The 13,149-nt window shown below is 56.5% G+C and carries 15 protein-coding genes; 11 read left to right on the top strand and 4 right to left on the bottom strand.

The features are described from left to right. The first annotated feature begins 23 nt into the window (after positions 1-23). From gatZ to KW829_RS11645, 6 genes are all read left to right on the top strand, one after another. A complete protein-coding gene (gene gatZ, locus KW829_RS11670) occupies positions 24-1,295 on the top strand; it encodes a tagatose-bisphosphate aldolase subunit GatZ (RefSeq protein WP_218308267.1) in 1,272 nt (423 codons plus the stop codon). 13 nt (positions 1,296-1,308) lie between these two features. Further along, positions 1,309-1,776, top strand: a complete 468-nt coding sequence (gene gatA / locus KW829_RS11665) for a PTS galactitol transporter subunit IIA (RefSeq protein ID WP_218308266.1) — start codon at positions 1,309-1,311, stop codon at positions 1,774-1,776. Positions 1,777-1,804: 28 nt separating this feature from the next. Beyond that, complete coding sequence (gene gatB, locus KW829_RS11660) at positions 1,805-2,089, top strand: PTS galactitol transporter subunit IIB (RefSeq protein ID WP_218308265.1); 285 nt, start codon at positions 1,805-1,807, stop codon at positions 2,087-2,089. Between the two features lie 4 nt (positions 2,090-2,093). Then, positions 2,094-3,467: a galactitol-specific PTS transporter subunit IIC gene (locus KW829_RS11655; protein WP_218308264.1), complete on the top strand. Its 1,374-nt coding sequence runs from the start codon at positions 2,094-2,096 to the stop codon at positions 3,465-3,467. 40 nt (positions 3,468-3,507) lie between these two features. Then, positions 3,508-4,551: a galactitol-1-phosphate 5-dehydrogenase gene (gene gatD, locus KW829_RS11650; RefSeq protein WP_214605772.1), complete on the top strand. Its 1,044-nt coding sequence runs from the start codon at positions 3,508-3,510 to the stop codon at positions 4,549-4,551. Positions 4,552-4,661: 110 nt separating this feature from the next. Next, the gene (locus KW829_RS11645; RefSeq protein ID WP_100166503.1) at positions 4,662-5,435 is read left to right on the top strand and encodes a DeoR/GlpR family DNA-binding transcription regulator; all 774 of its coding nucleotides are present in this window, start codon (positions 4,662-4,664) and stop codon (positions 5,433-5,435) included. A gap of 132 nt (positions 5,436-5,567) precedes the next feature. Here the strand turns inward: KW829_RS11645 and rsmI are convergent, their stop codons facing one another. Beyond that, on the bottom strand, positions 5,568-6,431 hold the full coding sequence (gene rsmI, locus KW829_RS11640) for a 16S rRNA (cytidine(1402)-2'-O)-methyltransferase (protein WP_063146524.1): 864 nt from the start codon (positions 6,429-6,431) through the stop codon (positions 5,568-5,570). Between the two features lie 62 nt (positions 6,432-6,493). Between rsmI and KW829_RS11635 the strand changes: the two genes are divergently transcribed. From KW829_RS11635 to dolP, 4 genes are read left to right on the top strand one after another with little or no spacing between them, the layout of a single operon-like run. After that, positions 6,494-8,635 (top strand): penicillin-binding protein activator, encoded by a 2,142-nt coding sequence (locus tag KW829_RS11635; RefSeq protein WP_218308263.1) that lies wholly within the window; start codon positions 6,494-6,496, stop codon positions 8,633-8,635. Further along, entirely contained in the window at positions 8,593-8,988 is a 396-nt protein-coding gene (locus KW829_RS11630) for a YraN family protein (protein ID WP_120159677.1), read from the top strand. Before KW829_RS11635 ends, KW829_RS11630 begins: the two co-directional genes overlap by 43 nt. Before the next feature lie 20 nt (positions 8,989-9,008). Further along, positions 9,009-9,599 (top strand): DnaA initiator-associating protein DiaA, encoded by a 591-nt coding sequence (diaA, locus tag KW829_RS11625; protein WP_003861754.1) that lies wholly within the window; start codon positions 9,009-9,011, stop codon positions 9,597-9,599. Between the two features lie 9 nt (positions 9,600-9,608). Continuing rightward, positions 9,609-10,184: a division/outer membrane stress-associated lipid-binding lipoprotein gene (gene dolP, locus KW829_RS11620; protein ID WP_089599837.1), complete on the top strand. Its 576-nt coding sequence runs from the start codon at positions 9,609-9,611 to the stop codon at positions 10,182-10,184. 50 nt (positions 10,185-10,234) lie between these two features. Here dolP and KW829_RS11615 read toward each other — a convergent pair whose 3' ends face one another. Both KW829_RS11615 and KW829_RS11610 read right to left on the bottom strand, forming a co-directional pair. Continuing rightward, the gene (locus KW829_RS11615; protein WP_010435957.1) at positions 10,235-11,272 is read right to left on the bottom strand and encodes a permease; all 1,038 of its coding nucleotides are present in this window, start codon (positions 11,270-11,272) and stop codon (positions 10,235-10,237) included. 40 nt (positions 11,273-11,312) lie between these two features. Next, positions 11,313-11,957: an NAD(P)H-binding protein gene (locus tag KW829_RS11610; protein WP_148401084.1), complete on the bottom strand. Its 645-nt coding sequence runs from the start codon at positions 11,955-11,957 to the stop codon at positions 11,313-11,315. 253 nt (positions 11,958-12,210) lie between these two features. Here KW829_RS11610 and KW829_RS11605 point away from each other — a divergent pair, with 253 nt between their 5' ends. Then, positions 12,211-12,729 carry a type 1 glutamine amidotransferase domain-containing protein gene (locus KW829_RS11605; RefSeq protein WP_218308262.1) on the top strand — a complete coding sequence of 173 codons (519 nt, stop codon included), beginning with the start codon at positions 12,211-12,213 and terminating at the stop codon, positions 12,727-12,729. On the opposite strand, the gene KW829_RS11600 is transcribed toward KW829_RS11605, so the two are convergent. Beyond that, positions 12,709-13,143, bottom strand: a complete 435-nt coding sequence (locus tag KW829_RS11600; RefSeq protein WP_126815480.1) for a YhbP family protein — start codon at positions 13,141-13,143, stop codon at positions 12,709-12,711. The two genes, KW829_RS11605 and KW829_RS11600, sit on opposite strands and share 21 nt — an antisense overlap. Positions 13,144-13,149 lie beyond the last annotated feature (6 nt).

Genomic DNA, 13,149 nt, shown 5'->3' with positions numbered 1-13,149 from the left:
TGAAGTCCTGACCTGGAGGAAACGTGAAAGATATTATTACCCGCCATAAAGCGGGAGAAGATCTCGGTATTTGCTCAGTTTGCTCAGCGCACCCGCTGGTTATCGAAGCCGCATTGCGGTTCGATCTGCATACCGACAACAAGGTACTGATTGAAGCCACCTCAAATCAGGTGAACCAGTTCGGCGGTTACACCGGTATGAACCCCGCTGATTTCCGTGATTTTGTTCTGAAGATCGCTAAAGAGGTGGGCTTTCCGCATGAACGTTTGATCCTGGGCGGCGATCATCTGGGGCCAAACTGCTGGCAAAACGAACCGGCAGACGCGGCGATGGAGAAATCCCTCGCATTGATCAAAGCCTATGTCGCGGCAGGGTTTAGCAAGATCCACCTGGACGCCTCAATGTCCTGCGCCGACGATCCTGTTCCACTCCCGCCAGGGGTAGTGGCACAACGTGCTGCCCGACTGTGCAAAGCCGCAGAAGAGACGGCCACTGAAGAACAAAAAGCGGCGCTAACCTACGTGATTGGTACAGAGGTTCCCGTTCCCGGCGGTGAAGCCAGCAGTATTAACAGCGTTCATGTTACCCGTGTGGAAGATGCCGCGCAGACGCTGGAAACGCATCGTGAGGCCTTTGCCGCGCTCGGCCTGAACGAGGCGATGACGCGTGTGATTGCGTTGGTTGTGCAACCCGGCGTGGAGTTCGACCATACGCAAATCATTCACTACCAGCCGCACGCGGCAGAAGCGCTTTCCGGCTGGATCCGCCAGACTCCTATGGTCTATGAGGCACACTCCACCGACTACCAGACTCGTCAGGCCTATCGCGCTTTGGTTCGCGATCACTTCGCGATCCTGAAAGTCGGTCCGGCGCTGACCTTTGCCCTGCGAGAAGCCATTTTTGCCCTCGCACAAATGGAGAAGGCCCTCATCGCCCCTGAGCAACGCAGCCATGTGCTTGACGTGATCGACGAAGTCATGCTGAACGAGCCGGATTACTGGAAAAAGTACTACCGCCCCACCTGGAGCCAGGCAATGGTGGATATTCACTTTAGCCTGTCCGATCGCATTCGCTACTACTGGCCGCACCCGCGCATCCGCCAAAGCGTTGAGAGGCTAATCGCTAATCTGAGCGCAACCTCCTTGCCTCTGGGGCTGATCAGCCAGTTTATGCCCGTCCAGTTCGAACGATTGTCGATGAATGAGATCGCCGCAACACCGCAAAATCTCATCATCGACAAAATACAGGATGTATTACGCGCCTATCGATTTGGCTGCACCCCTGAACCCGTCTGATGCCGGAGAGTGTATGAGTCACGTTTTTGTCCGTACCGGAATTGAGTTTGAAACCTGCCAGCAGGCGCTGGCGCATATTGGCGAGGAGATGCTGGCTAACGGTGTTGTACACGCCACCTACCCTGCCGCCCTTCAGGAAAGGGAGATGAACTACCCCACCGGCATTGCCCTTGAACGCCATGCGGTCGCTATTCCGCACTGCGAAGCCGTACATGCGAAACACCCCGCGATTTACCTGATTCGTCCGGACAAACCGGTGCATTTTCAGCAGGCCGATGATGATGGCGAGGTCGCCGTCTCACTCATCATCGCGTTAATCGTTGAAAACCCTGCGGCGCAAATGAAATTGCTGCGCCGCCTTTTCAGTGAGCTACAAAACCCGGATACGCTGGATATGCTGCTGGCTGCGCCCGCAGAGCGCCTGGCCGATCGTTTCCGGGAGACGATCCTTGAGCCTGTCGTCTGTGCCCAGGCTTCATAACATACTGATAATAAAAAAGGAGTGCCCTATGAAACGCAAAGTTATTGTTGCCTGTGGCGGTGCTGTCGCCACCTCAACCATGGCAGCAGAAGAGATCAAAGAACTGTGTGAAGCCCACCACATTGAGCTGGATCTGGTCCAGTGCAGGGTGACTGAAATCGAAACCTATATGGACGGTGCAGACCTGATTTGTACCACGGCGAAAGTTGACAGAGCCTTTGGCGACGTCCCGGTGGTGCATGGCATGCCGTTTGTATCCGGCGTCGGCATCGAAGCCCTGCAGCAAAAAATTCTGACCATCCTCGAGGGGTAAGAACATGTTTACCGAAATCATGCGGTACATCCTCGATCTGGGGCCAACCGTAATGCTGCCCATCGTCATCATCATCTTCTCGAAGCTGTTGGGGATGAAGCTGGGCGATTGCTTTAAATCCGGCCTACATATCGGCATTGGCTTCGTCGGGATCGGGCTGGTTATCGGCCTGATGCTTGACTCCATCGGCCCGGCGGCCAAAGCGATGGCTGAGCAGTTCCAGATTAACCTGCACGTGGTGGATGTCGGCTGGCCAGGTTCATCCCCAATGACCTGGGCATCACAGATTGCGCTTATCGCTATCCCTGTTGCCATTGGCGTCAACGTTATCATGCTGGTGACGCGGATGACGCGGGTGGTGAACGTCGATATCTGGAACATCTGGCACATGACCTTCACCGGTGCGATGCTGCACCTGGCAACCGGCTCTTACTGGCTGGGGATCCTGGGCGTTGTGGTGCACGCCGCGTTTGTTTACAAGCTGGGGGACTGGTTTGCCAAAGACACGCGGGACTTCTTCGGTCTGGAAGGGATCGCCATCCCTCACGGCTCGTCAGCTTACCTCGGCCCAATCGCCGTTCTGGTCGATACGATTATCGATAAAATCCCAGGCCTGAAGCGTATTCATTTTAGCGCTGACGACGTGCAAAAACGCTTTGGCCCGTTTGGGGAACCGGTCACGGTAGGGTTTGTGATGGGACTGGCCATTGGCCTGCTGGCAGGCTACGACGCCAAATCCGTTCTCCAGCTGGCCGTGAAAACCGCCGCCGTGATGCTGCTGATGCCGCGCGTTATCAAACCGATCATGGACGGCCTGACGCCGATTGCTAAACATGCCCGAAAACGTCTGCAGGCGAAGTTTGGTGGTCAGGAGTTCTTAATCGGCCTCGATCCGGCGCTGCTGCTGGGCCATACGTCCGTCGTCTCCGCCAGCCTGATTTTTATACCGCTCACTATCCTGATTGCTGTTCTGGTGCCAGGAAACCAGGTGTTGCCGTTCGGTGACCTTGCCACTATCGGCTTTTTTGTGGCGATGGCGGTCGCGGTGCATCAGGGCAACCTGTTCCGCACGCTTATCTCTGGCGTCATCATCATGGGCATTACGCTGTGGATTGCGACCCAGACCATCGGCCTGCACACCCAGCTTGCGCAAAATGCTGGCGCGTTGAAAGCTGGCGGGCTGGTGGCCTCCATGGACCAGGGCGGTTCACCCGTCACCTGGCTGCTCATCCAGTTGTTCACCTGGCAAAACGTGGTGGGGTTCATCGTAATTGGTGCAATTTACGTCACCGGCATCCTGCTCACCTGGCGACGTGCCCGCGTGTTTAACGCGGCAGAAAAGAACGCCGCTACCCCGCAAAGCCAGACGGTGTCTTGATATCCGGGGAGCCATGCTCCCCTCTTTTTCTGGAGTGAATATGAAATCAGTGGTAATTCACGCTGAGGGCAACGTGCGCGTTGAAGAACGTCCAATCCCTCACATTCAGGCTGCGGATGATGTGCAGGTGCGTATTGCCTGCTCAGGATTATGTGGCTCCGATATTCCGCGAATTTTTGCCGGAGGGGCACATTATTATCCCATCACCCTGGGGCATGAATTTAGCGGTCATGTCGAAGCCTGTGGTACCGAAGTGCACGATCTCAAGGCAGGCGATCCGGTTGCCTGCGTGCCATTACTGCCTTGCTTTTCCTGTCCGGCGTGTGAAAAAGGCTACTTCTCGCTCTGCAAGCAGTATCAGTTTGTCGGATCTCGCAGCGAAGGCGGCAACGCGGAATATATCGTGGTGAAGCGAGCAAACCTGTTCCGCCTTCCTGCAGAGATGGCAATTGAAGATGGTGCATTTATTGAGCCTATAACCGTAGGGCTACACGCGTTTCATCTTGCTTCCGGCTGCGAGGGTAAGAACGTCATCATTGTCGGCGCAGGCACTATCGGCCTGCTGGCGATGCAGTGTGCACTGGCATTGGGCGCCAACAGCGTTATCGCGATCGATATCAACGACGATAAGCTCGCGCTGGCAACAACACTGGGGGCAACTCAGGTGTTTAATAGCCGCGCTCTGGCCGCAGACGACATCCTCAACGCCTTGAGCGACAACCCGTTTGATCAGTTGGTTCTTGAGACTGCTGGCACACCGCAAACCGTTACGCTCGCCATTGATATCGCCGGGCCGCGGGCCCAGGTCGCTCTGGTGGGTACGCTGCATCATGACCTGAACTTACCTGCGGCGACATTTGGCAAGATACTGCGTAAGGAGTTGACGCTTCTGGGAAGCTGGATGAATTATTCGGCCCCGTGGCCGGGTGAAGAATGGGAAACCGCGGCACGCCTGCTCACAGATAAAAAACTGCAGCTAAAGCCCCTTATTGCTCATACCGGCGATAGCGATAGCTTTGCTCAGGCCGTGCAGGGACTCAACGGTGCGCCAATGCAGGGCAAAATCATGCTGCGCTTCGCGTAGTGCTTCGAGCCAGCAACCTGAGCTGGCTCACATTTCCTTTCGAATATTACCGTACCCCTTTCGCATACCTTCGATTAGAATAGAGGCAGTTAATTATCAGGCATTTCAATATGAACTCATTTGAGCGACGCAATAAAATCGTTGACCTCGTCAACGCTCAGGGCAGTGTCATGGTGCTGGATCTGTCGAATATGTTTGGCATTTCAGAAGTGACGATTCGAACAGATCTGCGCCTGCTGGAAGAAAAAGGATTGGTCACGCGTTTTCACGGTGGCGCAGCAAGACCCGGCAGCAGCCTGGCGGAAAGCGAAAATCAGGAAGTGGTGCTGGAAGACCGTTATAAGCTGGCAAGCGACCCTAAAAAGCGCATCGCACAGGCTGCAGCGGCCATGATTGAAGAAGGGATGACGATCATTCTCGATAGCGGTAGCACCACCATGCTCATCGCCGAAGCACTCACCAAAAAAGCCAATATCACCGTCATCACCAACAGCCTGCCTGCCGCGTTTGCCCTCTCGGAAAATAAAGATATTACGCTCGTGGTCTGCGGCGGTACCGTGCGCCATAAAACGCACTCTATGCATGGCACCATCGCCGAGCGCTCTCTGACCGGGATAAGCGCGGACCTGATGTTTGTCGGCGCGGACGGTATTGATGCCACCAACGGCATTACAACGTTCAATGAAGGCTATTCGATCAGCAGCGTGATGGCTGCCGCCGCGCATAAGGTGATTGCCGTGCTGGACGCCAGCAAGTTCAACCGGCGCGGGTTCAACCAGGTATTGCCGATGGAAAAAATCGACTGTGTAATTACGGATGATGGGATCGGAAAACACGAAAAAGAACTGTTGGGTAAAACGGGCACCGAGATCATTACGGTTTAGCAAACGACGCAGGTCAGCGTATGACCTGCGCAATTTTCTTTTCCGACATTTATTCCGACATTTATTCCGACACTTTAGATTTGTAGGCCGGGCAAGCGCAGCGCCGCCCGGCAAAAACAGGCGGAGTATGGATTACTCCCCCTGCTGCTCCAGCGCATACTTATACAGCGCATTTTTCTTCACGCCGTGAATTTCCGCCGCCAGCGCTGCGGCCTTCTTCAGCGGCAGTTCCGCCTGCAGCAGCGCCAGCGTGCGCAGCGCGTCGGCAGGCAGAGCATCTTCCTGCGCTTTATGCCCTTCGACAATCAGCACCATTTCGCCCTTGCGGCGGTTTTCGTCTTCCTTCACCCACGCCAGCAGTTCGCCCACTGGCGCGCCGTGGATCGTTTCCCAGGTTTTGGTCAGCTCGCGCGCCAGCACCACGTAGCGGGATTCACCCCAGACAGTCACCATATCTTCCAGACTTTCCAGCAGGCGGTGTGTGGATTCGTAAAAAATCAGGGTGCGCGGCTCGGCTTCCAGATCCTTCAATACGTCGCGACGGCCTTTGGATTTAGCTGGCAGGAAGCCTTCATAGCAGAAGCGGTCAGACGGCAGACCTGCGGCGCTTAACGCAGCAATCGCCGCGCACGGCCCCGGCAGCGGCACAACGCGAATACCGGCTTCGCGACAGGTACGCACCAGGTGATAGCCAGGATCGTTGATCAGCGGCGTACCGGCGTCGGAGACCAGCGCAATGTTCTGCCCTTCCTTAAGTTTCGCCACCAGCGTTTCGGCTTTTTGTTGCTCATTGTGATCGTGCAGGGCAAACAAACGGGCGTTAATCGCGAAATGTTGCAGCAGTAAGCCGGTGTGGCGGGTATCTTCAGCGGCAATTAAATCAACAGCTTGCAACACGGTGAGCGCACGTTGGGTAATATCAGACAAATTCCCGATAGGAGTAGGTACAATATAAAGCTGGCCTTGAGAATTATCTGCCGTTTCGTGTTGTTTCATTGTTTCGTCCGTATTGCCGATTTAATATTGAGCATTGCGTAAAAAAAATCACTGGATACAGTATGGTACCGTTAACGTTTCTTCGAAAAAAAGCCACGCGCAGCGTGCCGCTTCTGCTCGCAGCCCTGATCTTTGCAGGCTGTGGCACCCAGGCACCCGATCAGACCGCTGCCCATATGCAGGGATCCGCTCAGGCTGATTCTGGCTTTTATCTGCAACAAATGTCGCAGAGCTCAAATGATACCAAGACCAACTGGCAATTACTCGCCATTCGTGCACTGCTGAAAGAGGGTAAAACCCAGCAGGCCGCCGAACTGTTCAATCAGCTACCGCAGGATCTTAACGACGATCAGCGCCGCGAGCAGGGTCTGCTCTCTGCTGAACTGAAGGTGGCGCAGAAAGATTATGCGGCTGCGAAGAAAATCCTTGGAGACATCGACGTCGGTGCGCTGGACAAAAACCAGCAGGCGCGCTTCTGGCAGGCGGGCATTACCGCCGAGCAGGGTCGACCTTCCCTGACGCTATTGCGCGCGTTTATCGCCCAGGAGCCGCTGCTCGCCGGTGCGGATAAACAGAAAAATATCGATGCAACATGGCAGGCACTCGCCTCCATGACCCAAGAACAGGCGCAAACGCTGGTTATTAACGCCGACGAAAATGTTTTGCAGGGCTGGCTGGATCTGCAGCAGATGTGGTTTAACAACCGCAGCGACCCAACGATGCTGAAAGCAGGTATTACCGACTGGCAAACCCGCTACCCGCAAAACCCGGGCGCGAAAATGCTGCCGACGCAGCTGGTGAATGTGCAGAACTTTAAGCCAGCCTCTACCAGCAAAATCGCGCTGCTTCTGCCGTTGAACGGCCAGGCGGCGGTCTTTGGTCGCACCATTCAGCAAGGCTTTGAAGCGGCGAAAAACGGGACAACTGCCGTAAGCGGTAGTGCCATACCGGCTCAGTCCGCACAGGCAGCCAACGTGAACGACGTTGTCAGCCCTTCTGCCGCTGAAACCAGCGACCTGACTGCAGCACAAGCGCCAGCGCAGGGGACAATGCAGAACCCGGTCACCGCGCCGACGACGCCACCAGCCGCAACGCCTGCACCTGAAGCAGTACAGGCTCCTGCGGAAACTCAGGCTCCCGTGACGGCTGAACAGCCACAACCGCAAGCCGCGCCAGCAGAACAGCAACCTGCCACGCAGCCTCAGGCCGTGGCAACCACCAGCGCCAACCCGAGTGCTGAGCTGAAAATCTACGACACCACCGCTCAGCCGCTCGATCAAGTGCTGGCGCAGGTGCAAAAAGATGGCGCGAGCATCGTTGTCGGTCCCCTGCTGAAAAACGACGTGGAAACGCTGATAAAGAGCAACACCACGCTGAACGTGCTGGCGCTTAACCAGCCAGAGAACGTGCAGAACCGTGCCAACATCTGCTACTTTGCTCTCTCGCCAGAAGATGAAGCCCGCGACGCGGCGCGACATATTCACGAACAGGGTAAACAGGCGCCGCTGCTGCTGATCCCGCGCAGCGCGTTGGGCGATCGCGTCGCCAATGCCTTTGCCGATGAGTGGCAGAAGATCGGCGGTGGCGTGGTGCTGCAACAGAAATTTGGTTCCGCCTCAGAACTGCGCGCTGGCGTCAACGGCGGCGCAGGTATCGCCCTTAACGGCAGCCCGGTCAGCGCCAGCCTGCCGCAGCAGCAGAGCGTGACCATCGGCGGCCTGACCATTCCGGCCCCTCCTACCGACGCACAAATCAGCGGTGGCGGCAAAGTGGATGCGGCCTACATTGTCGCAACGCCGGAAGAGATTGCCTTCATCAAGCCGATGATTGCGATGCGCAACGGCAGCCAGAGCGGCGCAACCCTCTACGCCAGCTCGCGCAGCGCGCAGGGCACCGCAGGCCCGGATTTCCGTCTGGAAATGGACGGCCTGCAGTACAGCGAAATCCCAATGCTCGCGGGCAGCAACCCGCCGCTGATGCAGCAGGCGCTGAGCTCGGTACGTAACGACTACTCGCTGGCACGTCTGTACGCCATGGGCGTGGATGCGTGGGCGCTGGCAAACCACTTCACCCAGATGCGTCAGGTGCCGGGCTTCGAGCTCAACGGCAACACCGGCGATCTGACCGCCACTCAGGACTGTGTGATTAACAGGAAGTTATCATGGCTCAAATACCAGCAGGGGCAGATCGTCCCGGCCAGTTAAGCCGCAAAGCGACCGGCGATGCGTGGGAGTTAAAAGCGCGTCGCTGGCTTGAAGGCAAAGGACTGCGTTTTATCGCCGCCAACGTCCGCGGGCGCGGCGGCGAAATCGACCTGATCATGAAAGACGATCGGGTCACCGTGTTTGTAGAAGTGCGTTTTCGACAGTCCTCCCGTTTTGGCGGTGCTGCCGCCAGCGTGACGCTCGCCAAACAACATAAATTATTACAGACTGCCCACTTGTGGCTTGCCCGCCATAATGGGAGCTTTGATACTGTGGATTGCCGGTTCGATGTGATAGCCTTCACCGGAAATGAGATCGAATGGCTTAAAAACGCTTTTGGCGAAGACGCATAATTGAGATTTAAAGGGATAACGTGCTCGAAAGAATTAAAGTGTGCTTCACAGAAAGCATTCAAACACAGATTGCCGCGGCGGAAGCCCTCCCGGACGCGATCTCCCGCGCAGCAATGACGCTGGTGCAATCTCTTCTGAACGGCAACAAAATCCTCTGTTGTGGCAATGGCACTTCAGCCGCCAACGCACAGCATTTTGCTGCCAGCATGATCAATCGTTTTGAAACAGAACGCCCGAGTTTACCTGCCATTGCACTTAATACCGATAATGTGGTCTTAACAGCGATTGCTAACGATCGTCTGCATGACGAGATTTACGCGAAGCAGGTGCGCGCCTTAGGCCATGCCGGGGACGTGCTGCTGGCCATCTCCACGCGCGGTAACAGCCGGGATATCGTTAAAGCCGTTGAAGCGGCGGTCACCCGCGATATGACCATCGTTGCGCTGACCGGCTATGACGGCGGCGAGCTGGCAGGTTTACTGGGGCCGCAGGATGTGGAAATTCGCATTCCGTCTCACCGTAGCGCGCGTATTCAGGAGATGCACATGCTCACGGTGAACTGCTTATGCGATCTGATCGATAACACGCTTTTCCCTCACCAGGATGATTAAGGAGTTCTAATGAAGGCTTTATCGACCCTTGCAGTCCTTATGTCTGCACTTCTACTTCAGGGATGTATTGCCGCTGCTGTTGTCGGTACCGCAGCTGTCGGCACCAAAGCAGCGACCGATCCGCGTTCTGTCGGGACGCAGGTTGATGACGGTACGCTGGAGCTGCGCGTCAACAGTGCGCTGTCGAAAGACGAACAAATCAAGAAAGAAGCGCGTATTAACGTAACGGCTTATCAGGGCAAAGTGCTGCTGGCAGGCCAGGCGCCTAATACCGAATTAGCCTCCCGCGCTAAACAGATCGCGATGGGTGTAGAAGGTACAACAGAGGTGTTCAATGAAGTGCGCCAGGGCCAGCCAATTGGTTTGGGCGATGCGTCTTCCGATACCTGGATCACCACCAAAGTGCGCTCTCAGCTGCTGGGATCGGACCAGGTGAAATCGTCAAACGTGAAAGTGACCACCGAGAACGGCGAAGTGTTCCTGCTGGGTCTGGTGACTGAGCGTGAAGGGAAAGCGGCGGCGGATATCGCCAGCCGTGTGAGCGGCGTGAAGCACGTCACCACCGCGTTTACTTATATCAAGTAATTCACACCTGACGGTAAGCCCGGTAAGCGCCAGCGCCACCGGGCTTTTTTTTACATCAACGCAATACTGCCCACAATCACCCCACTCAACGCCACCAGCCCCGCCGTCAACCACAGCGCTTTCGCGGGGAATGACTTACGCAGCATGATAAGCGACGGCAGGCTGATCGCCGGCAGCGTAATCAGCAGCGCCAGTGCAGGCGCGGTGCCCATGCCCGCCAGCATCATGGTCTGGACAATCGGAATTTCCGCCGCCGTTGGGATCACGAAGAGGCAGCCTGCAACGGCCATCGCAATGACCCACATCAGCGTGTTGTCGATAGCGCCATCCGCATGCGGGAAGAGCCAGACGCGCGCCGCCCCCAATACCAGCACCGCCAGGATATAAACCGGGATGGTGCTCCAGAAAAGCTGCCACAGCGCGATACCCCAGCGAGCAAAAAAACCACCCTGCGGCTCGCTGATGTCCAGCTCAACGGCAGCGGTCTCAGGCGCGTTGTCCTTCACCAGTTTTTGCACCAGCGTCGCCACCACCAGCACCGTCGCCAGCCCGGCAACCAGGCGGATCGCAGCAAAATGCCACCCAAGCACAAAGCCCATAAAGACCAGCGTTGCCGGGTTGAGCAGCGGGTTACCCATCCAGAACGCCAGCGCGCCGCCCATCGACACGCGCTGACGACGCATACCCGCCGCAACCGGTGCGGCGCAGCAGGAGCACATCATGCCCGGCAGGGAGAAAATCGTCCCCAGCAGCGTGCCCTGAAAACGCGGCTGGCCGAGTGTTTTCACCAGCCAGTTGCGCGGGATGAGCACCTGTATCAGCGAGCCCAGAATCACGCCCAGTACAGCGGCTTTCCAGACGGCAAGGAAGTAGACCATGGCGTAATCCCACGCCGCCTGAAGCGGGCTGGAATCAGCCTGAGCGAGAATAGATTTACCGATGCTGTGCGTTTCGGCGGCGGTGAAGGCTTTGCCGTAGTACGGCTGCCATTTCACATACCAGAGGCCAACAATGACCACGAGAAAGAAAAGTGCAGGCTTCCACCATTGAACAGGTGTTGCCGCCTGAGATGAAGACTGACCAGTCATAGCATTCCCCGGAGAGTATTAGGTTATTAGCCGGGGGAGTTTACGCCTCGTCTTGGGCGATTTCACGCAGTTTTGCCGAAGGGATAATGTTGACCCCCGCTTTCAACGGTGCCAGCCCTTCTTTTAGCATCGCAAGGGCGACGTCCCGCGCCTCGATAGATTTCCAGTTGCCGGGAAGGATCTTAAACAGCGGGGCCAGGATCGACTCGTTAAATCGGCGTTCGTCCCTGTGGCCGCTTAGCATCGAGGGGCGCACAATCGTTAGCTGCTCCCATTTCTGCGCGATCAGCGCATCCTCCATCTTACCCTTCACCTTGTTGTAGAAAAAAGGCGATCCGGCATTGGCACCCAGCGCACTGACCACCAGAAAATGTTTGGCCCCCAGTTTTTTCGCCGTGAGCGCCGTGTCCACCACCAGCGTGTAGTCGGCATGGATAAATGCCTCTTTGCTGCCCGCCTCACGCCGCGTGGTACCCAGACAACAAAAGGCGATATCAATGGGATCCTGGACCTGCGCCAGCGCGTCCGTCAGCTGCGGATCGTGCGGGTTAAATACGCCGGAGACGTCCGCCAGCGGCCGACGCGTAGGCGCTGCAATGTAGTTCACGCGGCGATCCTGAATCAGCAACCGCAGCAGATGATCCCCCACCAGCCCGGTGGCGCCCGTAATCAGTACCTGACTCATCGTATCCCCTTTACAGAATTGTCCGTTTGCGAACTCAGCGTGGTCGACCACACTTATACCCTAAATAATTCGAGTTGCAGGAAGGCGGCAAGGGAGTGAATCCCCAGGAGCTTACATAAGTAAGTGACTGGGGTGAACGAGTGCAGCCAACGCACATGCAACTTGAAGTATGACGGGTATAGAAGTCTGTTACAGGTAAGTATTTACCACAAGCGGAGAAAAATCAGTCTGAAGCCAAAACAACGGAGGAAGCATGGGCAAGAAAATCGCAGTCTTGATTACCGACGAGTTTGAAGATTCAGAATTCACCTCTCCAGCAGAGGCGTTCCGCAAGGCGGGACACGAGGTCATCACCATTGAGAAAGAGGCGGGCAAAACGGTGACAGGCCATAAGGGCGAGGCCAGCGTGACGATTGACGAGTCAATTGATAACGTCAGCCCGTCCGATTTCGACGCCCTGCTGTTACCCGGCGGCCATTCACCCGACTCCCTGCGCGGAGATGAGCGCTTCGTCACCTTCACCCGTGACTTTGTGAGCACCGGTAAGCCGGTATTTGCTATCTGCCACGGCCCTCAGCTGCTAATCAGCGCCGAAGTCGTGCGCGGGCGTAAGCTTACCGCCGTGAAGCCGATCGTTATCGATCTGAAAAACGCAGGCGCTGAGTTCTACGATCAGGAGGTGGTCAACGACAAAGACCAGCTGATCACCAGCCGAACCCCGGACGATCTCCCGGCGTTTAACCGCGAAGCGCTACGCCTGCTCGGCGCGTAGCCAGTGCAGCTTCTTGCCAAAGCCCAGGGTGTTGTCGGTAAATTTCAGCTCATCGAGGCGGATTTCCCACACCGGGGCTTTTAGCGCAGCGGCAACGGGAAAGCGGCGCGTGTAGTGCCTACGATGCGCGTCGCTCTCTTCTCCATCCAGCCGACGAATTTCACCTTTGAACTGCACGCCGCGGATCAGCGCGACCGTTTTCGGCTGGCCATTCACCGTGCCTGCCACCTTTGCCTGCTGGCCGGTCATCTGCGCATGACGCGTGTTGTCTTCACTCATGACATAAAAAGCCACGCGCTCAGGGTCGTAGTAGTAAAACGCGTTGGCGCACCACATCTCACCCTCGTCACAGACGCACCAGGTGACAACATGCTGCTTCGCTAGCCAACGGTTAATGGCGGCCAGTGTTTCCATTTTCGT

The organism is Enterobacter sp. ENT02 (genome assembly GCF_019219165.1).
Classification (GTDB): Bacteria; Pseudomonadota; Gammaproteobacteria; order Enterobacterales; family Enterobacteriaceae; genus Enterobacter; species Enterobacter mori.
This window is presented reverse-complemented; position numbering and strand designations above follow the sequence as displayed.

Coding starts and splice junctions, on each gene's coding strand:
- KW829_RS11615 (WP_010435957.1), bottom strand. CDS start 11,272: ATGACTGGTCAGTCTTCATCTCAGGCGGCAACACCTGTTCAATGGTGG.
- KW829_RS11600 (WP_126815480.1), bottom strand. CDS start 13,143: ATGGAAACACTGGCCGCCATTAACCGTTGGCTAGCGAAGCAGCATGTT.
- KW829_RS11610 (WP_148401084.1), bottom strand. CDS start 11,957: ATGAGTCAGGTACTGATTACGGGCGCCACCGGGCTGGTGGGGGATCAT.
- KW829_RS11605 (WP_218308262.1), top strand. CDS start 12,211: ATGGGCAAGAAAATCGCAGTCTTGATTACCGACGAGTTTGAAGATTCA.
- KW829_RS11635 (WP_218308263.1), top strand. CDS start 6,494: ATGGTACCGTTAACGTTTCTTCGAAAAAAAGCCACGCGCAGCGTGCCG.
- gatA (WP_218308266.1), top strand. CDS start 1,309: ATGAGTCACGTTTTTGTCCGTACCGGAATTGAGTTTGAAACCTGCCAG.
- rsmI (WP_063146524.1), bottom strand. CDS start 6,431: ATGAAACAACACGAAACGGCAGATAATTCTCAAGGCCAGCTTTATATT.
- KW829_RS11655 (WP_218308264.1), top strand. CDS start 2,094: ATGTTTACCGAAATCATGCGGTACATCCTCGATCTGGGGCCAACCGTA.
- KW829_RS11630 (WP_120159677.1), top strand. CDS start 8,593: ATGGCTCAAATACCAGCAGGGGCAGATCGTCCCGGCCAGTTAAGCCGC.
- gatB (WP_218308265.1), top strand. CDS start 1,805: ATGAAACGCAAAGTTATTGTTGCCTGTGGCGGTGCTGTCGCCACCTCA.
- KW829_RS11645 (WP_100166503.1), top strand. CDS start 4,662: ATGAACTCATTTGAGCGACGCAATAAAATCGTTGACCTCGTCAACGCT.
- gatD (WP_214605772.1), top strand. CDS start 3,508: ATGAAATCAGTGGTAATTCACGCTGAGGGCAACGTGCGCGTTGAAGAA.
- dolP (WP_089599837.1), top strand. CDS start 9,609: ATGAAGGCTTTATCGACCCTTGCAGTCCTTATGTCTGCACTTCTACTT.